Origin of the sequence: Colwellia sp. D2M02 (genome assembly GCF_018860755.1) — a bacterium.
In the GTDB taxonomy this organism is placed as follows: domain Bacteria; phylum Pseudomonadota; class Gammaproteobacteria; order Enterobacterales; family Alteromonadaceae; genus Colwellia; species Colwellia asteriadis.
The window spans coordinates 261,100-286,629 of record NZ_JAHKPW010000070.1 but is presented as its reverse complement, the minus strand read 5'-3'; the positions used below and the strand labels follow the sequence as shown (position 1 = coordinate 286,629).

General features: G+C 37.9%; 18 protein-coding genes. 8 read left to right on the top strand and 10 right to left on the bottom strand.

All coding sequences use genetic code 11. The features are described 5' to 3' along the window. Nucleotides 1-98: 98 nt before the first annotated feature. Both KO495_RS13650 and KO495_RS13645 read right to left on the bottom strand, forming a co-directional pair. Nucleotides 99-1,946: a DUF4105 domain-containing protein gene (locus tag KO495_RS13650; RefSeq protein WP_215980949.1), complete on the bottom strand. Its 1,848-nt coding sequence runs from the start codon at nucleotides 1,944-1,946 to the stop codon at nucleotides 99-101. Between the two features lie 187 nt (nucleotides 1,947-2,133). Further along, nucleotides 2,134-2,616, bottom strand: coding sequence for a DUF3015 family protein (locus tag KO495_RS13645; protein WP_215980948.1), 483 nt, complete (start codon nucleotides 2,614-2,616; stop codon nucleotides 2,134-2,136). 226 nt (nucleotides 2,617-2,842) lie between these two features. Here KO495_RS13645 and KO495_RS13640 point away from each other — a divergent pair, with 226 nt between their 5' ends. Together KO495_RS13640 and KO495_RS13635 are read left to right on the top strand one after the other, a co-directional pair. Then, on the top strand, nucleotides 2,843-3,238 hold the full coding sequence (locus tag KO495_RS13640; protein ID WP_215980947.1) for an immunity protein YezG family protein: 396 nt from the start codon (nucleotides 2,843-2,845) through the stop codon (nucleotides 3,236-3,238). Between the two features lie 291 nt (nucleotides 3,239-3,529). Then, nucleotides 3,530-4,972, top strand: coding sequence for a response regulator (locus KO495_RS13635; RefSeq protein ID WP_215980946.1), 1,443 nt, complete (start codon nucleotides 3,530-3,532; stop codon nucleotides 4,970-4,972). A gap of 33 nt (nucleotides 4,973-5,005) precedes the next feature. On the opposite strand, the gene KO495_RS13630 is transcribed toward KO495_RS13635, so the two are convergent. Next, on the bottom strand, nucleotides 5,006-6,031 hold the full coding sequence (locus KO495_RS13630; protein ID WP_215980945.1) for a Gfo/Idh/MocA family oxidoreductase: 1,026 nt from the start codon (nucleotides 6,029-6,031) through the stop codon (nucleotides 5,006-5,008). A gap of 200 nt (nucleotides 6,032-6,231) precedes the next feature. Here KO495_RS13630 and KO495_RS13625 point away from each other — a divergent pair, with 200 nt between their 5' ends. The 4 genes from KO495_RS13625 (at nucleotide 6,232) to KO495_RS13610 (ending at nucleotide 16,434) form a co-directional block, all read left to right on the top strand. After that, a complete protein-coding gene (locus KO495_RS13625) occupies nucleotides 6,232-7,017 on the top strand; it encodes a DUF4097 family beta strand repeat-containing protein (protein WP_215980944.1) in 786 nt (261 codons plus the stop codon). A gap of 333 nt (nucleotides 7,018-7,350) precedes the next feature. Further along, nucleotides 7,351-10,143, top strand: coding sequence for a pitrilysin family protein (locus KO495_RS13620; RefSeq protein ID WP_215980943.1), 2,793 nt, complete (start codon nucleotides 7,351-7,353; stop codon nucleotides 10,141-10,143). Nucleotides 10,144-10,507: 364 nt separating this feature from the next. Next, a complete protein-coding gene (locus KO495_RS13615; protein ID WP_215980942.1) occupies nucleotides 10,508-13,552 on the top strand; it encodes a hypothetical protein in 3,045 nt (1,014 codons plus the stop codon). Next, complete coding sequence (locus tag KO495_RS13610) at nucleotides 13,543-16,434, top strand: ankyrin repeat domain-containing protein (protein WP_215980941.1); 2,892 nt, start codon at nucleotides 13,543-13,545, stop codon at nucleotides 16,432-16,434. The genes KO495_RS13615 and KO495_RS13610 overlap by 10 nt, the downstream gene beginning before the upstream one ends. Nucleotides 16,435-16,518: 84 nt before the next feature. On the opposite strand, the gene KO495_RS13605 is transcribed toward KO495_RS13610, so the two are convergent. Next, complete coding sequence (locus KO495_RS13605) at nucleotides 16,519-17,190, bottom strand: SGNH/GDSL hydrolase family protein (RefSeq protein WP_215980940.1); 672 nt, start codon at nucleotides 17,188-17,190, stop codon at nucleotides 16,519-16,521. Nucleotides 17,191-17,463: 273 nt separating this feature from the next. On the opposite strand from KO495_RS13605, the gene KO495_RS13600 reads away from it, so the two are divergent. After that, a complete protein-coding gene (locus KO495_RS13600) occupies nucleotides 17,464-19,635 on the top strand; it encodes a cation:dicarboxylase symporter family transporter (protein WP_215980939.1) in 2,172 nt (723 codons plus the stop codon). Between the two features lie 110 nt (nucleotides 19,636-19,745). Here KO495_RS13600 and ggt read toward each other — a convergent pair whose 3' ends face one another. The 6 genes from ggt to KO495_RS13570 all read right to left on the bottom strand — a co-directional run bounded on the left by ggt (nucleotide 19,746) and on the right by KO495_RS13570 (nucleotide 24,544). After that, on the bottom strand, nucleotides 19,746-21,539 hold the full coding sequence (ggt, locus tag KO495_RS13595; protein ID WP_215980938.1) for a gamma-glutamyltransferase: 1,794 nt from the start codon (nucleotides 21,537-21,539) through the stop codon (nucleotides 19,746-19,748). A gap of 67 nt (nucleotides 21,540-21,606) precedes the next feature. Continuing rightward, the gene (locus KO495_RS13590; protein ID WP_215980937.1) at nucleotides 21,607-22,440 is read right to left on the bottom strand and encodes an N-formylglutamate amidohydrolase; all 834 of its coding nucleotides are present in this window, start codon (nucleotides 22,438-22,440) and stop codon (nucleotides 21,607-21,609) included. Nucleotides 22,441-22,537: 97 nt separating this feature from the next. Next, a complete protein-coding gene (locus KO495_RS13585; protein ID WP_215980936.1) occupies nucleotides 22,538-23,602 on the bottom strand; it encodes a DUF2235 domain-containing protein in 1,065 nt (354 codons plus the stop codon). 56 nt (nucleotides 23,603-23,658) lie between these two features. Beyond that, a complete protein-coding gene (locus KO495_RS13580; protein ID WP_215980935.1) occupies nucleotides 23,659-24,039 on the bottom strand; it encodes a TM2 domain-containing protein in 381 nt (126 codons plus the stop codon). A 57-nt stretch (nucleotides 24,040-24,096) separates the two neighbouring features. Next, on the bottom strand, nucleotides 24,097-24,327 hold the full coding sequence (gene yidD, locus KO495_RS13575) for a membrane protein insertion efficiency factor YidD (protein WP_215980934.1): 231 nt from the start codon (nucleotides 24,325-24,327) through the stop codon (nucleotides 24,097-24,099). Continuing rightward, entirely contained in the window at nucleotides 24,320-24,544 is a 225-nt protein-coding gene (locus KO495_RS13570; RefSeq protein ID WP_215980933.1) for a DUF4177 domain-containing protein, read from the bottom strand. The genes yidD and KO495_RS13570 overlap by 8 nt, the downstream gene beginning before the upstream one ends. A 144-nt stretch (nucleotides 24,545-24,688) precedes the next feature. Between KO495_RS13570 and KO495_RS13565 the strand changes: the two genes are divergently transcribed. Then, nucleotides 24,689-25,420, top strand: a complete 732-nt coding sequence (locus tag KO495_RS13565; RefSeq protein WP_215980932.1) for a YebC/PmpR family DNA-binding transcriptional regulator — start codon at nucleotides 24,689-24,691, stop codon at nucleotides 25,418-25,420. Nucleotides 25,421-25,530: the final 110 nt, after the last annotated feature.

Genomic DNA, 25,530 nt, shown 5'->3' with positions numbered 1-25,530 from the left:
ACAAACAGCGTGCCATCGTGATGAATGATAATACTCTAAGCTATGGTAGCGCTGAGATCCTACATATAAACAAGCAAGAAAACATAACAAATAACACCTCAAAAATAATAATACAAAGTCAGTTTTGCTTGCGTCTCCTCGCGGTACCACTTTTTGTAATTAATATTACTACGTAGTGCCCAGTTAGTTTGCAAAGCCCAATTCCATGATAAATCGACGCGTGAATGCCGCGCTACTTCACTATTAAGTAACCACATAACATTGCCAGTAAATGCTAATTTATTATTACTGTTAAGTTGCCAAACCGCACCTAACTCGGTACCTAAGCCTACTTCAACGTTATCTGCTATATCACCTGCATTGAACTCAACAGATCCTAATATAAAGCTATGAAACTTATTAGGATCACCAAATGACTTGCCATACCCTCCTTGAGTAAAGTATCTACTTTTTTGCTTATTTATATCAGGCTGTCTATCGTACCCTAGCCTCATATTCCATGACCAACTATTAAAAACTTCATTGTCAGGTGCAAGTGACATTGCATCAATTAGGTATAAGTGTTCGATACGCAGTTTATCATTTTTGCTGAAGCTGCTCTGGAAATCAAAAAAGCTAATTTGAGCACCTGGAATATAACCAAGCGAATAATCAAGTAAATCATGATAGGCCAACCTATAGGAAAGCTCTATTTGATTATCGTAGTTATTGCTATTCACTAAGGTAATACCCACTCGAGATGAACTATGCCCCTGCTCAGGAGAAGCAAGTGGTTTTTCTGGCTCAGAAAAAGGAGGTGGTGTTTTTAGCTTACTGCGTTCATATAGCAATTTTTTTAAACGTGGTGCTATAAGATCTCGATTAAGCCCTTGATCATAAAAATTAAAGTTTAACCATTCATAGGCCATTTCTAAAATAGCGGCTTGTCGGTCTATGGTGTAGGTAGCGTTGTCAAATTCCCCCTCTTCAATTAACTGTTGAACAGATGCTAACTCTTGTGCTGATAGCTGTTGTGCATAATGATATAAACGCGTACCAAATGCTGGTCGGTAATTAGGCTCTTGAAGTAGCTTATTATTTTTCAATGCGGCAACAGTATCTGACGGAATCGCTTGAAAAGAAAATGAAGAAGTTAAATCAAGCTTTTCATTAGCAAGTTGCAATAAGCTTAATAACTGGTATGAGCAATTTTCATCAATAAAATAATAATCAAAAGTAGCTCTTTGTAGCTCCCACAAGTGAAGTAATATACGCTCAACCTCTCTTTCGGTAAAATTGAGCTTATATTCCCAAATATCTCGAGACTCTATATCATTATATTCCCGTACCTTTCGGTAATAAGGCATAACAGTGAAGTTACCAGGGTATTGCCCTACAAGTCCTTTAAACGCATACGCCGCTGCATTATCTTCAACATCAGGTTGGGCGGAAAAGTTGATCGCAAAAGCTACTAACTCTCTATGCCTGTTTTGATCTTTTGCATCAACGCGCAGTAACGTATGCCCAAACATTGATGAGGGGCTATTCATAAAGGCCGTAGGAAAAACCAACGTAATACCTGCGGGGTTCATCACTTCTTTCCATTGACTAAGTTCAATGCAGTTGAGCTCAGGCCAATTATTAGGTATTTTCTTTTTTAGCCAGGTATAGCGAGCAGGAAAGGCACAGCGTAGTTTGTTGGCTTCGTTTACCGTTAACCCTATTGCGTTAAAACTATCAACGGTAGCCAGCAACTCGGCATAGGGGTCTGTTTTTCCAGATTTAGTAAGAAAAAAACTCTCACTGTCTACTTCACTTTTCCACTCAGTCAACACAGCTGAGCGATAATGACCAAGCTGTAACCAATATGAATTTTTAGCTAAGGTCTTGAGTGATATATCGCTGGAAAAAGACGGTAAAGATAATAACGTTAAAATAATAAATATAACTGTGCTTAATATTTTCATGGTGTCTTATATACCCGTTACCATTCAAAGTGCTTGATTTTATAGGGAACTAAAAGTGGTGTAGGTGGAATATGTGTTTTATACAATGGTCATACCCTTGTTAAAATAAAAGAATACGACAGCTATAAATATAAAAAGCCCCTGAAGGGGCTTTAACATAATTTGAATAAATTAACTGCGTAGCTAATTAAGCAAGTTTATAACTTGATAATACAGCATTACTTGCTACCAAACGGTTTAGGTTTTCTAATACTGTTTGTGAAGTTACATTTTCAGAGGTGTAAATAGCGGAAAAGTTAGCTTGTGCTAAAGAAGCAAATTCGGCTTTATCTTGCTCTGCAAAGCCCCATACTTCTGCAAGTGTAGCCAAAGTTTCGCCTTCACCTTTTGAAATATCACGTGCTAATTGATCAACATTACCATCAATAAAAAGTGATACAGTTTCAGTTGAAGTGATAGGGCCTGTGCCATCACAACCTAATGTACCAAAAGTAATACCAAAAGTTTGGTTACCTGAAGTACCGTTAGTTGTTGCACCTAATACTTTGAACACTTTACCTTCTTTACCTGCAAATACCATAGAGCCTAAGCCACAACCAATATCTTGGTCAGCCATTGCTTGAGTGAAAGGTAAAAGAGAAAGTGCTGCTACAGCGATGATTTTTTTCATATTCATAAGTCCTTTGTATGATGAATTAGCCTTAGAAAAAAAGGCGGTGCAAAGTAACATACTTTTAGAATATAAAGCAATAAAAATAGGGTGAAAGTACAATAATTTATCAAGTAAAAATAAAAGGTTAAATAAACTGAAGAAAAGTTCACGATTATTACTTTTAACTTTAATTTATACTCTTTACAATTAACCAACACATAATTTATAGCTAAGGATAGTAATAATGTCAGCAGAAAAATCGTCTATTAAAAACTTATCAGAACAAGAACTTACTAAATCAATAGGTCAGTTTCTTTATCAATCTATTAAGGAAGAGTGGCTAACGGCCTATATTTCTCTCTCGTGTTTAAGTCCCCATCAGAATAAACATGAAGCGCTAACTAAAAGTTATGTTTGCACGGCTTATTATACTTGCGCATTTAATCCTGAGCATGAGACAAATGTTGAAGACAAACTCATTGAAAACGTTGATGCCATTAAACCAACATTTGAACAGCTATTCACACTTGCTCAAGAAAAGTCAGGAAAAGTATGGGCTGAAGCAATATTTACCATTGAGCGTAGTGGCAAATTTAATTTGAAATTTGTTGATGATACCCCTTTTGATGGTAACCTTTGATAAGAGGCAGGTTTCTTTTCTATATGTTATCTAACAAGCAGCTCGATAATCAACCTACTATTTAGTGCATTATCGAGCGCCATTATAAAGATTTATAATGCCTTAACTAATATCCTAGTTAGCAACTCCTCCTTAACATTCAAGTCAACAGTTATGCGGTTATTAAATCACTCTGCGAATTTAATGTTTTTGTACTATTATCAACGGAGCATACATAAACCCGTACAGGTAAAGTGGCCAAATGCTATTACGTAAAATAGTTTTAGCCTAAATACATTGAAAGGACTCGTTGTGGATATACTCAAAGTAGCATTAGTTAACCTGCCGGAACACTTTAACCTCCCTTTAGCAGCCTTAATCAAAGAAGAGCAATTAGGTGCATGTAAAAACGTTACAACCGCTAGCATTGCTAATTATTTAAAAAGCCAATCAGACGATACTAATTTTTTAATTGTTTACGACAACACAATAACAGAAGCGCAGCTGTGTCAGTTATCTGCACCATTACATATTCCCGTCATATTATTAACCGATGAATGTAGCTTTGAAATGGAAAGAACGGCAAAATCTTGCAATATCGATCTCATTGTCAATGTGAATTCGCCCGAGGTTTTAACTTTGGTGTACGGTTTTATACATCAATACCATATATATCAATCGCAACACGCATTAATTGTTGATGACTCACGTGTAGATAGTTACATCGTTGAAAACATCTTATCAAAAGAGTTTATAAAAAATACCATAGAACTCAATCCTAATAATGTCATTAACCTTTTACACCAAATAAGCTCTATTACACTCATTATTCTAGATTATGAAATGCCAAATAAAAACGGTTGCCAGTTAATGGACGAAATTAGAAACACATTTCCAGAACGACACTTTATTTTTATTGGTATTACCGCGAGTAGAAATGCGGTCATTAAGTTTTTATACGATGCAGCAGACGCTACCTTTATTAAACCCCTTGATTTAGAGTTATTTTCAGTCACATTAAGAAAATTAATTTTTAACGCCTACCAAAGCACAAAAGAGCGTCAATCTCTCATTGATTATAAAAATATAATTAACAGCTTAACAAAAGATATATTCAACCCGCTTTATATACTTTCTACCATTAATGAAGTGTTAGTTGATAGCGTACCTGACACTAAGAAAAGCGCTGATGCGAGCTTACTTTGTCAAAAAGCTAAAGATAAAATTGAACACACCTTTGCTGATCTGCAAAGTTACATTGAATTATCACAATGCTTACATAGTCCAAACCTAAAGGCGTGTTCATTAAATGCTATGATTGCAGGACAACTCTACATAGAGTCAAGCAAAGCGAAAATAAAAAATATTATTATTAACCAATCACTTGACGAAAAAATAAAAAAACTATGTGTACCAAACCAAGTAGAGCAAGTCATTACTCATTTAACAAAGCACGCTATTGATAATAGCACTCAAGGGGATAATATTTACATACGCCTTTATCCCGACAAGTTTAATATCGTCTTCGAGGTAGAAGATAGCAAACCTTGCATGCTTAGTGATGATAGTAAACATTTACTAAGCGAGCATAGTCTTACTGTAAACAGTAATGCTAAAGACCCTTTAGATATTGTTTTAAACAAGAAAATTATTGATGCTTTAGGTGGAACTACCGGTGAAAAGCAAGGTAAGAACGGCACCATCTATTACTTTGAACTTCCTTCTTATGCATTAACGCCTAGCAGTTTTCATTAAATAACTTAAACTCAGGTTAAGATCTCACCGTAATTAAAGAGCAGTATCTTCGGGGTATATTATCCCTTGTTGTGCTCTTACCTGCTCAATAACGCTTAGTACTTGTTCAGAAAGTTGCCAATGGTTAATCGGTGACTCTATTTTACCTTGTTCAATTAAATCAATGAAATGACTCAATTCATAGGTCATTCTATTACTCGTTTGCGCGACTGATATATTGTGTACTTCCCCATTATTTAATGTCAGTGTAACTTCGTTAAATAACGAGCTATGCTGCCAATTAATTCGCCCCTTATCGCCCTGTAACTCACCTAAATTGGCTCCATGACTTACTTTTGAGTAGCTGATAAGTCCTTGTAATTCTGTTTGAGCTATTCCTTGAGCATTTACTGAATGATCAGAGTAAGACAATAGTACGTCACCATAACCATCAACACCTGAAGCTAACTTGCTACACTGACTGGCAACCTTATTGGGTAAGCCGAATAAGTCAATAATAGGATAAAGGGGGTAAATACCAATATCCATTAAACCACCATTACCAAAAAACAAGTTAAAGGTATTAGGGTTTTCTCCTTTTAAGTAGGCTGGATAACGTGAAGATAATTGACAAAATGAAGCGCTATACTTACGAACCGTACCAATCGCATGTAAGTGTTTTTTTATTTGTAGGTAGTTAGGCAGAAAAGAGATCAGCATAGCTTCCATAAAACAGACATTGTTATGTTTAGCCGCCATAATCATGCGTGTTAATTGCGCAGTATTAATCGCAATAGGCTTTTCACATAGCACATGCTTACCCGCGTTTATCATCATCAAGGTTTGTGCTTCATGACAATTATTAGGAGAAGCAATATAAACAGCATTAACCTCACTAGCATTGGCAAGTTCGCTTAAGTCGGTATAACAATGCGCTATTTTATGTTTTTCAGCAAAGGTTTGAGCTGTTTCAAGCTGACGAGAGTAAACTGCATAAAGGTTAAAACGCGGGTCTTGTTTAGCTGCCTCAATAAAAGCACAAGTTATTTTACTCGTCCCTATAACGGCGAAATTAATCATATGGTTGTCCTTATAAATAACCTTTAACTCGTGCAAATAAGTAATTGAAAATAAGTAATTGAAAATAAGTAATTGAAAATAAGTAATTAGTAAAAAGGTTAATGAAAGTTCAAATAAATTTAAACCTTTTATCATGCAATGGCATCATACTAAAAAACATGATACTGATGAAATAAAAACAACAACACGGAGATACTCTTATGTTACAGCATTTATCTACTTTAAAATTAGCCCCACTTGCCTTATTAGTTATTGCTTCATGCGCTCAAGCAAAAACCATTAATAAAACCTTTGATGTTACGGCTGGCGGCTTATTAAAACTTGATACCGACATAGGCGCAATTAAAGTTAACACTCACTCACAAAGTACTGTATTAGTACAATTGAATATTGAAGGTGAAGACCAAGATAAACTACATATTAACTTTACTACACCAGCAAACGGTATAAATATCGAAGGAGACATCAAACAAGGCAGCAGCTTTTTTAGTGGTAATAAACACATTAAAGCAACTTACACGCTAACCTTACCAGAGCAATATAATGTTGACGTTGAAACCAGTGGAGGCTCAATTAGCATAGCAGATCTCACTGGTGAAGTAGACGTAGATACCGCCGGCGGCTCTATTTCATTAAGTAAAATACACGGTGATGTAGAAATAGAAACCTCAGGCGGCAGCTTAAAAATTGACGATGTAGTTGGAAAAATTGAAGCTAAAACTTCAGGTGGAAGTATCAAGATAAACCTACCAACTAAGCCAACAAAAGACAGTGAGTTTATCACTTCTGGCGGTTCAATTACTGCGTATTTAGCGCAAGACACTGCTGTAAGCTTAACCGCTAAAACCAGTGGCGGTCGCGTTAAGAGTGATTTTGCTGTAAAAGGTAGTGTCGATAAAAAATCAATCGTTGGTACTATAAACGGCGGCGGCCCTAAAATGTTACTTAAAACAAGTGGCGGCAGCATTCATATTAAAGAAATTTAATAGTAGTTAACCTCCCCTCTTGCGTTAATTAGCACCTTTACCTTAGTGAGCTAATTAACGCTCACTTTATTTACTCTCATTACTTTATTTACTATAACTAATTACCCCTTCGCTCGGTATACAGCCTTTTTCTAACCCCTTTAGGCTTTGTAGCTGACATATAAGCACCATACCAACTAGCATTTATTATTTATTCCCAACAGGGAATGTAAAAAAATTGTAAATACTTATGAATATTGGCACTATAGATAAGTACTTTATGGAATTATTCAACTATAGTTGTTTTCAGTTTCACTTCGTTGACTAACCTTTTTAGCATCACAAGGAGAACAGATGTTCAAGTTTACTCGCTTTAATAAAAATAAAATAACCACGCTCATTATATTTGCTAGCTTGCCTATACTTACGGCCTGCGCAACAGCAGATAACAGCAAAAACACTAATAATGCAGTTACCGCTAACACTCAACACAAAAGCTCAGCTGTAATTAATGAAGTAGAGGGTATACGTGAATACCATTTAGACAATGGTTTACGTGTTTTACTTTTTCCTGACCAAAGTAAAGAAACAGTTACCGTAAATGTCACCTACCATGTTGGCTCTAAACATGAAAATTACGGTGAAACCGGTATGGCACATTTACTTGAACATTTAGTCTTTAAAGGTACGCCAAAACATAAAGACATTCCCAAAGAGTTAAGCTCTCATGGCGCTCGCCCAAACGGTACTACTTGGACTGACAGAACTAACTACTTTGAAACCTTTGCAGCAACCGATGAAAACATTAATTGGGCACTAAGCATGGAGTCTGACCGTATGGTTAACTCATTTATTGCGAAGGAAGATTTAGATAGCGAGATGACTGTTGTCCGCAATGAGTTTGAACGCGGCGAAAACAACCCATTTCGCGTAACCTTACAACGCATGATGGCATCAGCTTTCACTTGGCATAACTACGGTAAATCAACCATAGGTGCCAAAGCAGATTTAGAAAATGTCCCCATTGAGCGCTTACAGGCTTTTTATCGTAAATATTACCAGCCCGACAATGCAACACTAATCGTTGCTGGTAAATTTGATAACGATGACATGCTAAAACGTATTAATAATTATTTTGGCGTAATTCCTAAACCAGATCGCGTTATTGCACCACTTTACACACAAGAGCCAGCACAAGACGGTGAAAAAAGCGTTACGGTTCGTCGCGTAGGTGACATGCAGTTATTTGGCGCTATGTATCATATTCCAGCGGGATCTCATCCTGACTACGCCGCTATTGACGTACTTTCTCAAGTATTAGGCTCAGCACCAAGTGGCCGCTTACATAAAGAGCTTGTTGAAAATAAACTCGCCAGTCGCGCATTTGGTTTTAACTTTCAATGGCAAGAGCCAGGAGTCATGATTTTTGCTTCGCAAATAGATAAAAGTTTTGATATTGATAAAACTGGCGACAAAATGTTATCTGTTTTAGAAAGTATTGAAAAAAATGCCATTACCGCCGAAGAAGTAGAACGTGCTAAACGTAATATTCTTAAAAATATTAACTTATCATTTAACTCATCTGAGGTTATCGCAAAAACCTTAAGTGAGTGGTTAGCCATGGGCGATTGGCGTTTATATTTCTTACACCGCGATCGCATTGAAGCGGTAACGGCAGAAGATGTACAACGTGTTGCTCAAACCTATTTAACGCGTAACAACCGTACTACTGGGCGCTTTATTCCAACAGACAAACCTGAGCGCGTTGAAATACCACAAGTGGCGAGTGTTGCAGCGATGGTTGATGGTTATGAAGGTAAAGCTCAAATAGCCCAAGGTGAAAACTTTGAACCATCATTTGACAATATTGACAACCGTACTAAACGCTTTACCTTAGCCAACGGTGCACAAGTGGCATTATTGTCAAAGAAAACCCGAGGTGAGTCAGTTTCAGTCAATATCAATATTGATTTAGGTGACGAGAAAAGCCTGCATAGTTTAGCAAATGTTAGCGAAAGTGTTGGTGCCATGTTAATGCGCGGCACCAAAAAATACACACGTGAAGAGCTAAAAGATGAGTTTGATAAACTTAATGCTCAAGTTTCTTTTGGGGCATGGGGTAATGGTGCATATGCTCGCATTACCACAACCAAAACTAACTTAAGCGATGTGCTTACTTTAGCCAGCTCTGTATTTAAAACACCACGTTTTGACCAAGCTGAATTCGATCAATTTAAAGCAACACGTAAAGTTGATATTGAACAAGGTATGCAAGACCCACAACAGTTAGCATTTAGAGCTTACTCTAAAAAGCAAAACCAAGTAGCCAAAGGTCACCCTAATTATGTTGGTTCTTTTGAAGAAAGTTTAACGGCACTAGAGAAGTTAAGTATTAGCGATGTTAAATCTTTCCATAACGCTTTTTATGGTGCTAATGCCGCTAAAATATCTGTAGTTGGTGATTTTGATGAGCAAAGTGTTAATGCACAGTTAAGCGAAATATTTGGTAACTGGAATGCTAAAAAACAATACCAACGACTAGCAACGCCTTATAAAAAAATGCCGGTTAAAGATGAAAACTTTAATACTCCTGATAAAGAAAATGCCACTTTTGTCGCCGCGATCACCTTGCCATTAGGTGATAATAGCGACGATGCTGCAGCATTAGAGCTTGGTAACTACATCTTAGGTGGTGGCTTCTTAAATAGCCGTTTAGCAACAAGACTACGTCAAAAAGACGGTTTAAGTTACGGCGCTGGCTCATTTATTAGCCCAAGTTCATTCGATAACAGAACAGCCATGGGCGCATACGCAATATGTGCTCCACAAAACTTAGCTAAAGTAGAGCTAGGCTTTAAAGAAGAAATGGCGCGCATGTTAAAAGATGGCTTCACAGAAGAAGAAGTTAACGATGCTAAATCAGGTTTATTACAGGGTGAACGCGTAAGCCGCTCGCAAGATAAAGAGCTAGCTGGCACATTACGATCGCAATTAGCGCTTAACCGCACTATGCAGTGGAACAAAGCCTATGAAGCACGTTTAGCTAACTTAACCGCTGCAGATGTTAATAAGGTAATGAATAAATACATCAAGCTTGAAGACTTCTCTATTATTAAAGCAGGCGATATGAGTAAAGTAGAGCAGTAAAACTTTATTCATTTAGCTTAGCCCTCGGCGTGATAACGTTAACGCCATAAAAAACCTTAGTATGAAAGTACTAAGGTTTTTTTATATTTTACCTACTTCTTTACTGCTAAGTCACTATTAACTATCAAGCGTTAATCATAACGCTAATATTACGTGAATGAAGCCGTTCACAAAACTATATTGAACTAACAGCGCTTACGAGAATAAACAACCAAACAAGCGATCCCTATTAATATTTACCTAATAAATTTAATTAGTTGTAATGAATACAGTCCCCGTAATCACTATTGAGAGCTATTGCAATTACGGCGAAAAGTGCTAAGCTCCCCGCTCAAAAAATGGAATATTTTACTAGGGAAGTAACATGAAAAATTATTGGGTAAAGGTGCTCCTTTGCTGTATTGGCTATATTAGCTATATCGTTAATGTGCATAGCAGCTCTTTTTCTCTTGAGCATACAAGTAAAAACCCTAAAGCACCTTCATATGCCGGTAATTACCTTTCTCAAGAGCAATTAATTGAGCGCTTTAATTGGGGCTATAGTAAAAAACTTGATTGGAATAAAGATCAGAGCCTTTACGCACGTTTGCAAACACGAGGTTTTGATACCGCTTTATTAGATAGCTGGGTGCAACTCGGCTGGCTCAACCATACAGCTGCAATAGATTTAGGCCTCTACCTACTTAAGCATAACAATACTGACAAAGCACTCAACTTACTTGCACAAGTTGACTTTTCTACACTCGGCGATGTGATCAAGTTAGATATTGTACTAACACTTTTAACATCTCATCCCGAAAAACTCACCGACAGTTTCATTGAGCACCTTAAAATTGGCATAAAGCCCGTCGAAAGAAGTGACTTTGAAACATATAGTATGGATCATATTTATTTATCTTGGATGCTATATCAAGCAAGTGAATTATTTACGCTTGAGGGCATGGCATTGCTTAAGCGCTTATTTCAAAAAAACAATAAGCTACTACGCATCACAAAAAATACGGGTTATGATTTAAGCCTTAATGCTGCCAAATGGTGGTATGAGCAAAACAAACATCAAGCCAATTTAAAAGAAACACTGACGCAACAAAGGAATATGCAATTACTAAAGCATTTAGCAACGCTTAATGTTTTACAGTTAACACCTAAAGAGCTAGAAAATATCAATACGGCTTTAAGCTTGCAGCCCAAATTGAAAGATTTAGATGCTTCCCTGCCAACCGTTATTGATGGCAATATTGAGCCACTAAACCAGTTTATCTTAGCGCTTCATTTAGGCTACCCCTACCCTGAGAAGGTAATCGAAAATATTGATATTAATCTATTAAGTGATGCCGCGATACAACACTTATTTTCTTGGGCAGTAAGTGTTGATCACCAAATTTTAGTAAAAAAGCTGTTCTCTACTGATAAAGTATATTTACTTGAAGCAAAAAGAAAGCTATGGACTTTGTTACAAATCACCGCCGCCCCACTATCCTGGTATAACGGTTTTATGGCAGAACAAGTAACCAGCTTTGCCAATGAAATGCTACAAAGCGAATGTAAAAGATCTGAACCTATTAAAGCCAACTATTTTTTAGAGGCAATCGACTTTACTACGTTAAACGACAGCGCGATCGTCTGTATTTTTTCATTAACCTTAAATAGTGATGTGCATAGTAAAGCTTGGTCGCAAGTGAATAACTTAACCGCTAATCAACAAGTCTGGGTATATAAAAAGCTAATCAACAACAACTTATTTTCCTTAGCAAGTTTAGCTGCTGATGGCGTGATTACTTTAGACAACGATACATTATTTAAAGCATTAGCACACAAAGATATGTTTTATCAGCTAAGCCACCATAGCCAGCTATTTTTACTTATGGGGGTTAGCGATATTCAATTACGCGACTTAATAGCAGTACATATTCAAGGTAATGAACAAGAACAACAAGCCAACTTCAAAATGTTGATAACTCGTCACAATCCCCTTAGCGCAATGTTTGTCGGTGACTCGTGGTTTCAGGCGAAAGTTTGTCAATTGCTAATTACCGTTCAAGACAGCGACACTTTCGCTGCTGCGCAAAAAACACTCACCAATAACACACTTAAGTGCCCGGTAGCAGCATTAGATAGCATTTTAGCGAACAACAGCATTAACTGGGATAATATTGAAAAAGCAGAGCATTTATTATCTCCCGCGTCACAGCGAGCATTGCTATTCAACTCACTTGAGTCGCGCTCTTACTTTTATTTACTTAATTATATCGATGCGCAAACCATTAATAGCTTACTTATTAAAAATTCTGCCAATGAATCATTACTGTCCCTAGTAAAAAAGCACGTTGAAGAAGATAGCACCGCTGCAACATTATTTTTGCCTTATATACGCCAGTTCGAGCCGAACTATAACTCCACTTATAGAAAGTCCACAGCTAAAGATAATTTATGGCAGGCAGCAAAAAACCTTGTAAGGAGCGCTGAGGTTTCCCCATTTAAGCAAGCACTTCACGCTTACCCATACTCGACTGAGACGATACATAACTTACTTAAGAGTTTTTCGTATGAAGCTAACCTTAACGTTCGAGCAATAGCCTTCTCAGCAATAGCGGAGCACCCTAACTTTACTGGTTACGTTAATAATTGGGCGCTATATAATTACTTATTTAGCTCAAACACTTCAGGCTCTGCAGAAGATTTACTCAATATTTACCAAAAAAATGGCTTTCGAATAAATGAGCTGGCTGAGCTTCCTCAAGGAGTGTATTTCTCATGTAAAGAGTTAGTGCAATACCTTAATCATGGACTGCCAAAAGACATTAAAACCGTCGATGGAAAAACGCTATTTGAAAGCTCAGTTAATGCCGCTATGACCCCTGAGTGTTTAGCTAAGCTAGACAAGTTAGCGGTTAATACCAAGACAGTATCGGATAATGTTTCAGTTTACCAAGCTTACCTTAGCGGGTTTCCACGTAAAGAAAGAAGCGACCATAAGCGGATCATTTCTATGTTCCAACAGTTTAAAAGCAAAGGCTTTAAAGTGAGTTCAGACGTTAAAACGAATAATAGATTAATAGAAGCCACAGCTAACTTCCCTCCTCAAGTACTCGGTTTTTTACTCGATAACGGCATTAATATTAATGATGCCGCCAATATAAAACAGCCCCCTATTGCTCACATTATAAAGTCATCGAATATAGAGCTACTAAAATATGCGGTTAGTCGCGGGGCAAAACTGAATGTTAATTACCAAAACCAGCCATTATTATTTTTAGCTACCCGGTCGAGCGAAATAACTGAGTGGATGCTTAGCAATGGTTATCCTGCCTGCATAAAGGATAAACAAGGTAAAACGGCTTACCAAAAAACTTACAATCGGAAAATAAAAAAAGTACTTGCGTTACACGGAGGTGACCAATGTCATTAAGATTTATTATTGGAGCAATTTTTACCTGCTTACTTTTTGGCTGTGGGAAAAGTGACGATTTAGATACCGCTGCATGGCAAGATATTATTGCACAGCAGTCATTACCAGCTGTTATCAGTGAAATTGAACAACGTGAAGTTTTGGTAGCAGATGAAAAATCAGCATTACTTAACGCGGCAATTTCACACCAAAAAATAGACTTAATTGAGTACCTTTATGAGCAAGGCGGTTTATCTCGTGATGCTATTTTACGTGGTTATAAACAATCTCCTGCTGAGCTAAAAGATACTTGGCAATACTTACTGAATTACAACAAGCTAAAATATCTAGGGAGTAATTCCCCACTACCTCGCTCTCGTCAAAATTATAATTACTTTCCTGACTTAGTTTTACGGTTTAGGTTATTCAGTGAGCCGGGAAGTATCCATTACTCAGAGTACCAAATGAGGAGTTTACTATCTGACATTGGTGATGATTTAGGTTCTGAGGATGGAGATCCCTTTACCTCTGAAGTCGCTATATTTAAAGCACAATTTCATCACTATTACGACGTAGAAAATACAGCTTACGTGAAATTTATGCTCGCGCTTTTCGATATAAAGTTTTTACGTAACATCAGCGGCCCAGACATCGATATTGCCAAAAAAAAGGCGTATCAAACAATCAAGGTGTTATCAAACACAGATTATTCTCCGGCAATATTTTACGTTGCCGATAATATGAGAAAATTCTACCCGGAGCTATCTGGTGATGATAGGTTCTTGCAAAAAAAATCATTACTTGAACGCGCAGCTAAGCTTGGCGATAAAGAGGCGCAGTCTGCATTATTAAATTTATTTGATGATATGCTCGGCGGCCAGAGTTATGAAATTAGGTATGGCTACGCAAAACAATTTCATAATGTTCGCGCTTATAAAGAGCTGATTATTGACCTACTGTATAGCACTGCTGAGAGCACCTATAATGGTAATGATGCAAGCGACACTGAAAAGCGCATTAAAACCTTTAAAGCAAAAGCAGCACCTTTATTTTTAGAGGCGACTAAAGCAGGCTTTTTTATTGAACACCTCGGAGTTCGTGATATCAAAGAATTGAGTATTAATTCGCAACTTGATTTTTTAGAAGGTTTTCTCATTCAAGGCAGCTATGATAAAGCAAAAGAACTCGCATTACTTTTATTACCATCGACATCTACGCAAAAGAACCTTAAACGCCTTATCCCCTTAATCATTAATAACTCTCTTATAAATGATGCAGCGGTAATGAAAACTGTGATTGACACCGTTAACTTAGCGGAATATTTAAACAATATATCGCAACTGAACTCGGAAATAACCATTAACGGCAGTTCCTTGCTTACTTATTTAATCAGTAAAGAACAAATTGAACTAGCGCAGCAGTTAATTGAAAGCGATGTTAATATGCAAGAGCAGAACTTTGCCTATACCAGTTTATATACTGCAATAGAAATAGAAAATGATGCGCTTATTAAGGAGCTTTTAACTCGCGCTGAAATGCCAATTTACCTTAAACGTTACGGCTACCAAGAGCAATCTCTATTACACCTTGCTGTGAGTTTAGCTAACTTTTCTCTGGTTAAACAACTCACCAGTAAAGGGGCCGATATAGCAGCAAAAGATCGCAATGATTTAACCGCATTAGACTGGGCTATTTCACTAAAACTGACTGACATTGCTAATTACTTAGCACAGCAAATGAACGTAGATATAAGCCAGCGCCTACATGCTAAACCTAAAGATTGCATAGTAGATAGTAAGTCTCAACTGACTTGGCTAAATAAAGAGGCCACAGGTGATTCATTATTTAGCTGGAAGAGCAAAGTCACGCTAAATGAACCTGACAATTGTCAATACGAAGCTTGTAGCCTAAGTGCGGTGATTAAACGCCTAAATGATATAAAGTACTGCCAACGTAATGACTGGCGCGTACCTAGCGCTAAAGAAATGCAGTCACTTAGTGACGAAGTACTAAGCGCCCTCAAAGGCAAGCCTGCCGCTTACTACTTTGTACAAAATAAGAGTGGAAATTTAGGGTTATTAAATATTGATCGCTTTGGTAACGGGCGAATTAGCATTAATACCTATCAAGCACATATTTGGCCTGTTGCAGGTAAAGCTAAAAAATTAACCCGCAATTTAACTGCACATCAGTTCTCACTGGGTGGCCCACCTGTGGTCGTTGCTGCGGATTTATCTGATGAGGCAATTAAAAGTCGAACCGATGAAGAAAACTATCAACTGGCTTACCAGCTTTATTTTGGACAAGTGCAAAAGCGCTCAACCAAAAAAGCCTTAGCGCTGTTTGACTACCTTAAAGTAAAACAGCATGCCGGTGCCCATGCTTTTTTGTCTTATCATTATGAAGAAAAAAATAAACCACAGTTATCATTTCAATTTGCAATGAGTGCTGTAGCGGCTGCCAAAAATGAGCACTGGCAAGGAGGTGCAAAAGCGCGTTTAGGACGAGCTTATATCCTTGCTATTGGTACACCACAAGATGCGGTTCGTGGAGTCGCCTTATTAAAAGAAGCTATTGCGCTTAACAATGTTGATGCGATGGCAACCTTGGCAAAATATTATCAAGACAACAACAAAGTGACTGAGCACTATACCTATCGCAAAATGGCCGCAGCGAAAAATCACGCCGAAAGCCAACGTATTTTAGCTGTTATGTACGATTTTGGTTATGGTTTATCTATCAAAAAAGATACGAAAAAAGCACTTAGCTGGTTTCGCGAAGCGTCTAAAAATGGAGATATATTAGCAACTAGGCGGCTTATTCGTGCATATAAGAGGCAAGAATTAGGGCTAACCTTTTCACAGCCTGATATTGATATATTAAATAAGCGCTTAGGTAAGTAAGTCTTACAACTAATATTGAAACTAAATTGTCATTTAAACTCTTAAGCTACCCTGTAATTGAGTAAGCTAAAGCCTTATCCCTTGCTAACTAGGGTTAAGGCTTTTAGCGACAAGTGGTGATTGTGGGGCAAAAATATTGATGATTTCTCTTGATAGCGCTTGTGCTAATAATTGGTGCTGATTAACTTGCCAATGAACTCCCTCATCAGCACAAGCTTGTACAACACTACCCGCATCAAAAAAATAGCAACCTAGTTTTTTAGCAACCTGCGCGTAATGTGGTGCTAATTGCTGCGATTTTTTGGCACCGTTCTGGTAAATATTAATATACGAGCCAACTTCATACAAAGGCGGCGGTGCAATAATCATCACTTTACCTGTAGTATTTTGTTCAGCTCCCTTACCAACCGAAAATTTAAGTACTTGCTCTGTTAAACTTTGCATTGCAAGCGCAACGTCTTCAACTGTTAACGCAAAGCGATTTTTTAAGTCATTGGTACCTAACATAATCAGTACTAACTCGGGCTTATACTCTTGAAGATAAGGCCTTAGGTAGCTTATACCTGACTTATCACCAGCAAAAGGAAAGTTGTGAACTAAAGTACGGTTAGGCTGCCCTGCTTCAATCACTGTTGCTACTTCAGATAACAACTGCGCTAATCTACCACTCCAACGTTGAGTTTTATTATAACGCTCCCCACTGGGTGAAGTTCCCCAGGTATTAGAGTCACCAAAGCATAAAATATTTATCGTCACTCGTTTCCCTCATTTTTTCAATGACACATTAATTATCGATAAAAAGAGCTGCAATGTAACGACATTATTAACTCAACATAAATGTACACATAATTGCGACTATGGTTACTTTATTTTTTCTTTATTGTTAAGTACCATATGGCGATATTTTATCCTGCGCTGTTATCTTTTATTAATAACAGCTTAAAATAGCATTAATATTCCTTAATACTGCTAAATACAGTATTGGTAACCTACCTTAAATGCTAGCTTTACTACGATCACGGAGAGCAAATGCCAATCGTAAAAATTTATAAAAAACTGAGTCCTTTTCAGCGCGTTATTATTGCCTTATGTTTAGGTATATTTACTGGGATTTTTGTCGGCGAGCCTGCGGGTCAGCTTGAAGTTATTGGTAACGTGTATATTCGTTTACTACAAATGACTGTTTTACCTTATGTGCTAGTTTCTATTATTGGTGGTTTAGGACGTTTAGACAGTAATATGGCTAGCCGTATTGGTATGAGAGCGGTTAAAGTTATTCTTATCATGTGGTTATCAGTAATGGCAACATTACTATTATTACCACTTGCCTACCCTAACTGGCAAACAGCAGGTTTTTTCAGCTCAAGCATGGTTGCTGAGCCGAGCCAGTTTAACTTTGTAGAGTTATATATTCCGAGTAATATTTTTGCATCACTTTCTGGAACTATAGTCCCAGCAGTAGTGTTATTTTCACTGCTTATGGGGGTAGCCTTAATACAGGTCAAAAATAAGGAAACCTTTCTAACACTAACCACCAACATTGGTGATAGCTTAATGAAAGTCGCATCCTATGTGGCTAAATTAGCCCCATTAGGTATTTTTGCCATATCAGCCTCTGCAGCAGGTACGTTAGCCGTTGAAGAATTAGGTCGTCTACAGGTATTTTTATGGGTCTATATCATCGCAGCTGCCTTGCTCGCTTTAGTATTTTTACCTTTACTTATTCATTGGGCGACACCGTTTTCATACCGTCAAATTATGTCAACCGCTGGTGAAGCGGTAATAACCGCAACCGCCACAGGTACTGTTTTGGTTGTTCTGCCGATGATAATTGAGCGCAGTAAAGCCTTACTCGCTGAACATAACATGCAATGCGAGGAAACCGACTCAACTGTTGATGTATTGGTGCCAACCGCCTACAGCTTTCCTAGTACAGGTACCTTATTAGGCTTAGGTTTTATTCTATTCTCAGCTTGGTATGTTGGCTCGCCTCTCGCCTTTAATGACTATATTTCTTTTGTCGTGATGGGCGCTTTAACTGCCTTTGGTAGTATGGCCGTTGCCATCCCATTCTTATTAGATTTTTTTGATTTACCCGCAGACCAATTTCAACTGTATTTACTCGGTAGTGTTGTCACCGCTAGATTCGCTACAGGCTTAGCTGCTTTACATGGCTTTGTGGTAACGCTACTTGTTGCCTCTGCTGTGATCAAAAAACTACGCTGGCACCGTTTAATGCAAGCAATTGGCGTACATTTAGCGGTTACTTTTGGTGTTATGGTAGCGACAGGTATTACCTTAAGCTCTTTAATTCCATACAAATATGAAGGTGTAAAAACTTTTGAAACTATGGTGCCAATGAAGCAACCGGTTAAAATTGAACGACCTTCTGAGCTGACCCCATTATACGAAGATGAACAAAAACTACCTCGCTTGGAAGTTATTATGGAGCGAAAAATACTACGTGTAGGCTATTACGATGCGAGCCTACCTTATGTGTTTCGTAATAATGAAAATCGTATGGTGGGTTTTGATGTGGAGATGCTAAATGAACTAGCAGCTGATCTTGAAATCACCATTGCGCTGTACAATATAACCGACCGTGAAGATGAAGCTGAGTTACTCAGTAATGGCAGTATTGATATGAGCATTGGCGGCCATGTTATAACGCCAATGCGTGCACTTAATGTCGCTTTTTCAGACTCTTATACCTACCATACCGCGGGGCTATTACTAAGTGACTCAAGGCGTGATGAGTTTTCAGAGCTCAGTGCAATGAAAGAGATGCCCAATTTACATTTAGGTGTTGGTAGTACCAAGTATTATCAAGATATGGTAAAAGAGCACTTTCCTAATGCAACGTTAACCGAAATAGGCAAAGATAACGTCCGTGGCTTTCTTAGAGGTAAATATCCTGAGGTCGATGCGTTAGTGTTTTCAACCGAGGCGGCATCAGCATGGGCAATGCTATACCCTAATTACTCTGCTATTATTCCTAAAGGGGTAAGCTTAAGAGCTCCTGTTGGCTTTGTACTACCTAAAGGGCAACTAGATTATGTGCAATTTATTAACACATGGCTGAAACTTAAAAAAGAAAATGGCTTTGAACAAGAGGTTTATAACCACTGGATACTGGGAGAAAACCCACAAGCTATACAACCTCGCTGGTCTATTATGCACGATGTACTAGGCTGGTTTTAAGGCTGAATAGACGACACATAATGCCTTAACTAGTAAGATATTATGTGTCGTAAAATAGGCTAAGCTAAAATAAGCTTAGCTTAGCAATGTAAACGCTGTATTACTTGTTTCTAATTAACCGCAACCGCTTTAGCATTTGGTCTACGCGGATCAGCGGCCCCAAAATAAACGCCATCTCTTAGCATAATGGCTTGTAAACTTCCTAAGGATTTAGACTCAACCACGTTATACCCTAATATTTTAAGTAACGTTATCGAGTCTGCAGCAATATCTTGTTCAACCAGTAAACGCTCGGGTAACCACTGATGGTGAATACGTGGGGCATTAGTCGCTTCACTAATATTCATATCAAACAGTAAAACATTCACTAGCTGCTGGAAAACTGCGGTAATAATTTTACTTCCCCCTGGCGTACCGGTGGCAATATAAGGCTCATTATTTTTAAAGACAATAGTCGGCGTCATAGAGCTTAAAGGTTGCTTACGTGCTGCTACAGCATTTGCTTCGCCGCCAACTAAACCGTAACTATTAGCAGTACCTGGCTTAGCGGAAAAGTCATCCATGGTATTGTTCATGACAAAGCCGGTTCCTGGAATCGTTATACCACTGCCAAAATAATGATTAAGAGTGTATGTATTGCTAACAACATTACCCGCTTTGTCCATCACTGAAAAATGAGTGGTATCAGGGCTTTCATGTAAACTTGGCTGTCCCGATGATATTTCAGCTGACGGGGTTACGCGCTCAAGCGATATACCTTGTGCAAGCTTTTTAGCATAGCTTTTACTAATTAGGCCTTGTGTTGGTACTCGAACAAAGTCTGGATCACCTAAGTGCATACTTCTATCGGCATAAGCGCGTTTAAATACTTCTGCTTGTAAGTGCATCATAGAAGCACTCCCCTGGCTTAACGCCTGTATGGGCAGCTGCTCTAGCATATTTAGCATTTGTAATAAGTGCACACCACCAGAGCTTGGTGGTGGCATAGTGACAATATCATAACCATTAAAAGTCCCTGTAAGCGGCTGCATTTCCTCAACACGGTAATTAGCTAAATCTTTCAGAGTAATTAAGCCATTACCGGTTTGCATCTCAGCCACTATTTTGGTTGCAATATCTCCTTGATAAAAGCCCTTAGCGCCATGCTTAGCAATGTAACTTAACGTATTGGCTAAATCAGGCTGCTTGAATAGCTCGCCAACTTGATATAATTGGCAGTCTTTTTTGAAAAATACGCGACAGCTTTCTGCATTACGTCTTAAATTATCAAGCTCTTTCTCAATAATATAAAGCATGTCATCAGTGACAGCAAAGCCAGAAGTAGCTAGTTCAATGGCAGGAGCAATAACTTGTGCTAAAGACATAGTGCCATATTTATCTAATGCATGAGCCAAGCCCGCAACCGTTCCTGGAATACCTGATGCAGATAAGCTTTGTAAGGTTTTATCGGTGTCAACTTCACCTAATTCATTTAAAAATAGGTTTCTATGAGCAGCTTCTGGTGCTTCTTCTCGATAATTAATTGCAATAGTTTTGTCGTCTTTGGCTAAGTGCACCAACATAAAACCACCACCAGCTAAGTTACCTGCTCGAGGTAGCACTACGGCTAATGCAAAGCCAACTGCGACGGCAGCGTCTATTGCATTGCCTCCTTGCTGCAATATATCGGCACCAACCTTACTTGCTAAATCGCTTTGACTCACCACCATACCTTTACGGCCAATCACGGGGTGATGAATATCGTAATAATTAACAATACTTTTTTGCTCATTTATTTGTGTAGTAGTTACGGTTGGAATTACAGAAGGGTTTTGGGCATTCACTTGCTCAGGTATAAGGGCTAGGCTGGCTATAATGCTGCTAGCTAATAAATAGGGCATTTTAGGTGACGCAAAAGAGAACATGAATTTACTCTACTGGTTGATGGTTATTATTTTTGTCGTTTAATGTCTTGACTATATTGTGAATAAACTAGTTTTTAAATTCGCTAATATACCACTGCGTATGTTTAGCGACTGTATTATTGTATTGCGTTTGCAATGACGGTAGTACCACACTATCAGGAGCGCCAGTTAATTCATCCATAAAAACTTTTTTAGTTTCTGTTGCCAGTACTAACACATTGTCATACTTACCATGACAAAAGCCCGCTAAATAGCCTTTACCATAGAAAATGTCATTTTCAGCGGCTGTAACGTCAATACCGTCGACTTGCATACTTTGTAAATCATGTAACCAGCGTTCAATGACAGGTCGCCACTTATCGCTTTTGACTGAGCTTGTACCTAAATTAAACACCGGTAAATCTTGGCGTTCATGTCTTTTATAGTTATACGAGTGGTTGTCATAAACAATACATTGACCAAAGTCTTCAACAAGTGCTTCAACAATCGCTGCCACAATACGATAAAATTGCGCATGTTTTGCTTTGCTTTCATTAGTCTCTTCACTTGTTAATGGTGTTTGCCAAATATCTTTTCCCCAAGCCGTTTCATAGACACACTCTTGTGTATTACGGTTTAAGTCATATTCATAACGTGAATCATGGGCAATTAGTGTGATGGCTTGCTCTTGAATAAAGCTGCCAGTATAGGGGTCTTCTTCGTAATAGCGTGATGTTTGGTCAAGTAAACAATTTTCACTTAATGACGCTCTAAGGTTACCGCCATCATGAATCGCAGCTGACATTGCTGGTAAGTATTCAGCTATTTTTAATGTAAAAGCACCGCCGATGATAGTCGCGGTAAAGCATTGACGGTTATTAATGTGTTCTATAATTTCGAGTTCTGATAATTGTTGTTGCATAAGTTAAGGCCTTAACAGAAATAACATAAAAGACATCATACAACTTGTTTATCAAGTAATTAAGTATTTATCACATTCAGTGTAGGAAAGGGTATATTTACCCTTGCTTAAGCCCCTTATCTACTGAGCTGTCATCCATAAAAGAAAAACCTATCTCACTTAAATTTCCTTTATTATTGAGTACATTATAATGCTTATTTAGTAATGCTTCTGGACGATAAAATTGATCGGTGCGAATACGTTCAATAACGCTGTAATGTACAAGCGGTAAGAAGGGTGATGCAGCTTCATTAACATTCACCCGAATAAGACGAGGTGCCCTTAAGAAGCTTTTCTTGCTTTGCAACGTTTGATAATGAAGTATATCTAACGCATCGGGTTTTATTTCTAATTTCTCAGACGTAATTAAAAAGCGTTCATTATTAAAAATAAGGGTGTGATCATTAAATGCGGTTATAGGTAAAATAATAAGTTGGTCTTTTATCTCCTCAAGCATGAACTTCAAGCATATATCTGACAGACCATCTTGCTGATAGCCGCCACCAATATCACTATGAACGCCTGAAAACCATACCTCTTTAATGCGTGAGTCTTTATTAAATAATGTTGGTTGAAAAACTAAGCGCTGCTCATCAATAGCTACTAAATGTACCGCTTTTTCAACATGCTGCCCCAACACATCATTTTCAAAAACAATACCACTGGCAGGAAAAGTTTTAGGGTTTAAATCTAACGAACCTCGCGTTGCTGCAACAGTATCAAAAACGCCAACAAACTTAACAGGCAAAGAAAGCTGAGAAGTAAATATACGTGCTATTGCAGCACCGCGACTAAAACCAAAGATATAAATATTATCGCCGTCTTGGTAATGCTTAATTAAATCAGACTTTGCTTGCGCCAGAATATCTTCCATTTCACCATAGGGTGGGGCAAAAGCACTATTAAGTAATCGTTTGAACCAGCTGCCTCGGGTACCAATACCGCTGTAATAAAAGCTTTGTTGGTGAGATAGTAGCTCAGAGTGTGTATGCTTAGTTGGCAGTTGCCCACCAAAAAACAAATGCAACTTCAAAACATTAGTTATGCTTTCATCGCGATTATTATCGACAATATCTTCGGGGCTATTACTGGTACCATCAAAGCAAAAAATTAAATTTTTCATATCATCCTTGAAGTTAAAGCTACGTAAAGCTAATCCATAACAACTAATTTTATCTGTTAATTATCAACCTGCTCTAATAGCTCTTCCATTAAACGATTGTTATAAGCGTGAATAATACTTTGACTCTTAAACAGTTGCGGTAGTTCAATAATAAAAGTAAGTAATACTAATGCAATTCCCGCAGCTATAAACGACCCTGTTAGAATAAAAACACAACCGAGTAGCATTAAACCTAGATTGATTGCGCCCCGCTTCCACTTCCCTAAATAAAAATGGTGTAGCCCTGCAACAAACAACCAGTTTAGTGCCGCATAAGTATCAGGGTCTTTAAGGTTTTCAACTTCTAAATTGTAATAATGACGTTTTTGTTCAAGGTTTAGGCGAGAAATTTGCTCTCTTAAGCGGTTTTCTTCTAACTTTAATAATACGTTAGTCATAACTTATATCCTTATAATTATTACTACTTAACTTTATGAATGTATTTGATAAAACATTTACTGCGTTGGGATCTCATCAGAAATAACCTCAACGCAGTCTTTATCGTTACAACGACAAATTCTGCCAATGCCAAGTCTAACGCCTTTAAAAAAGCCGAAGCGCTCAATCGCTTGATAAGTATATTCTGAGCATGTTGGAGAAAAGTTACACGATAAAGCGAAGTGGCGCTCTGAGCCACCAGTTTTTTGATAATAACGAATAGATTTCAGCAAGGCCGTTTTAATCACGAGATTTACCCAGTGTTAAAATAACGGCTTCTCGAGACCAAAAAAGCCAAAAGCGTTTTTGTTCTATTACTTGAAAAACCAATTGCCAACCATTAGCAGCCTCTTGATTTAATGTCGACTCCAAACGTTTAAGTGGTAAGCCGCTTGAGCCTAGTAATAAAGTACCGCAGCCCCCTTCAGTGACATAAATAACCTTATACTCATCGTATTGTGCCATAGAGCTTCCTTACTATTGATTAAAGCGTTGTTACTGCTTCCCAAAATATAAAAGCTGCCCATAAATAGCAAGCACTTTATTTACCGTCCTGTCACTGGTAGAATTTACCGAATTCTATTATTACCAATACGAGAACGATTAATCATGGGTAGAGCTTACCAAAACCGAAAATTATCAATGGCTAAAACAGCCGGAGCCAAAACTAAAGTTTATTCTAAATATGGTAAAGCCATCTATGTATGCGCCAAAAACAATGGCTTAGACCCTGATGGGAATTTAGCATTGAGGGGTTTAATTGATCGCGCTAAAAAAGATCAAGTACCTACTCATGTAATTGATAATGCGATAAAAAAGGCATCTGGTGCTGGCGGTGAAGACTACGCAGAAGCCCGTTATGAAGGCTTTGGCCCTGGCAACTGTATGGTTATTATTGACTGTTTAACCGATAACGGTAACCGTACCATTAAAGATGTTCGTCAATGTTTTACTAAAACTAACTCAAAAATTGGCTCTTCTGGTACTGTATCGCATATGTTTGATCACCAAGCTATTTTTGCTTTTAAAGGTGAAGATGACGAAGCCGTTTTAGAAACTTTAATGATGGCAGATATTGATGTTACCGATGTTGAACTAGAAGATGGCATTATTACCGTTTACGCTCCACATACTGAGTTTTTCAAAATCAAAACCGAGTTTGCTAACTCAATGCCTGAGTACGAATTAGAAGTTGAAGAAATTACCTGGGTGCCACAAACCTATGTTGATATTGAAGGTGAAGAAGACTTAGCCAACTTTGAGAAGTTTATTGCCATGCTTGATGATTGCGATGATGTACAAAACGTTTATCACAACGCTGAAGTAAAAGAGGAAGCTTAAGCTTTCTTATTCAGTAAGTACTTATTCAGGACGGGTCACAAACTTCCAATAAAAAAGCAGCTATCAAGCTGCTTTTTTTATGGTTATCCGTTTAACTAACCTGAACTCGG

Bases quoted from the DNA above. Each gene is read 5' to 3' on its own strand.
- KO495_RS13570 (WP_215980933.1), bottom strand. From the start codon at position 24,544: ATGGCACAATACGATGAGTATAAGGTTATTTATGTCACTGAAGGGGGC.
- KO495_RS13610 (WP_215980941.1), top strand. From the start codon at position 13,543: ATGTCATTAAGATTTATTATTGGAGCAATTTTTACCTGCTTACTTTTT.
- KO495_RS13650 (WP_215980949.1), bottom strand. From the start codon at position 1,946: ATGAAAATATTAAGCACAGTTATATTTATTATTTTAACGTTATTATCT.
- KO495_RS13645 (WP_215980948.1), bottom strand. From the start codon at position 2,616: ATGAAAAAAATCATCGCTGTAGCAGCACTTTCTCTTTTACCTTTCACT.
- KO495_RS13615 (WP_215980942.1), top strand. From the start codon at position 10,508: ATGAAAAATTATTGGGTAAAGGTGCTCCTTTGCTGTATTGGCTATATT.
- KO495_RS13585 (WP_215980936.1), bottom strand. From the start codon at position 23,602: ATGAAAAATTTAATTTTTTGCTTTGATGGTACCAGTAATAGCCCCGAA.
- KO495_RS13565 (WP_215980932.1), top strand. From the start codon at position 24,689: ATGGGTAGAGCTTACCAAAACCGAAAATTATCAATGGCTAAAACAGCC.
- KO495_RS13580 (WP_215980935.1), bottom strand. From the start codon at position 24,039: ATGACTAACGTATTATTAAAGTTAGAAGAAAACCGCTTAAGAGAGCAA.
- KO495_RS13600 (WP_215980939.1), top strand. From the start codon at position 17,464: ATGCCAATCGTAAAAATTTATAAAAAACTGAGTCCTTTTCAGCGCGTT.
- KO495_RS13640 (WP_215980947.1), top strand. From the start codon at position 2,843: ATGTCAGCAGAAAAATCGTCTATTAAAAACTTATCAGAACAAGAACTT.
- KO495_RS13620 (WP_215980943.1), top strand. From the start codon at position 7,351: ATGTTCAAGTTTACTCGCTTTAATAAAAATAAAATAACCACGCTCATT.
- KO495_RS13590 (WP_215980937.1), bottom strand. From the start codon at position 22,440: ATGCAACAACAATTATCAGAACTCGAAATTATAGAACACATTAATAAC.
- KO495_RS13625 (WP_215980944.1), top strand. From the start codon at position 6,232: ATGTTACAGCATTTATCTACTTTAAAATTAGCCCCACTTGCCTTATTA.
- ggt (WP_215980938.1), bottom strand. From the start codon at position 21,539: ATGTTCTCTTTTGCGTCACCTAAAATGCCCTATTTATTAGCTAGCAGC.
- KO495_RS13630 (WP_215980945.1), bottom strand. From the start codon at position 6,031: ATGATTAATTTCGCCGTTATAGGGACGAGTAAAATAACTTGTGCTTTT.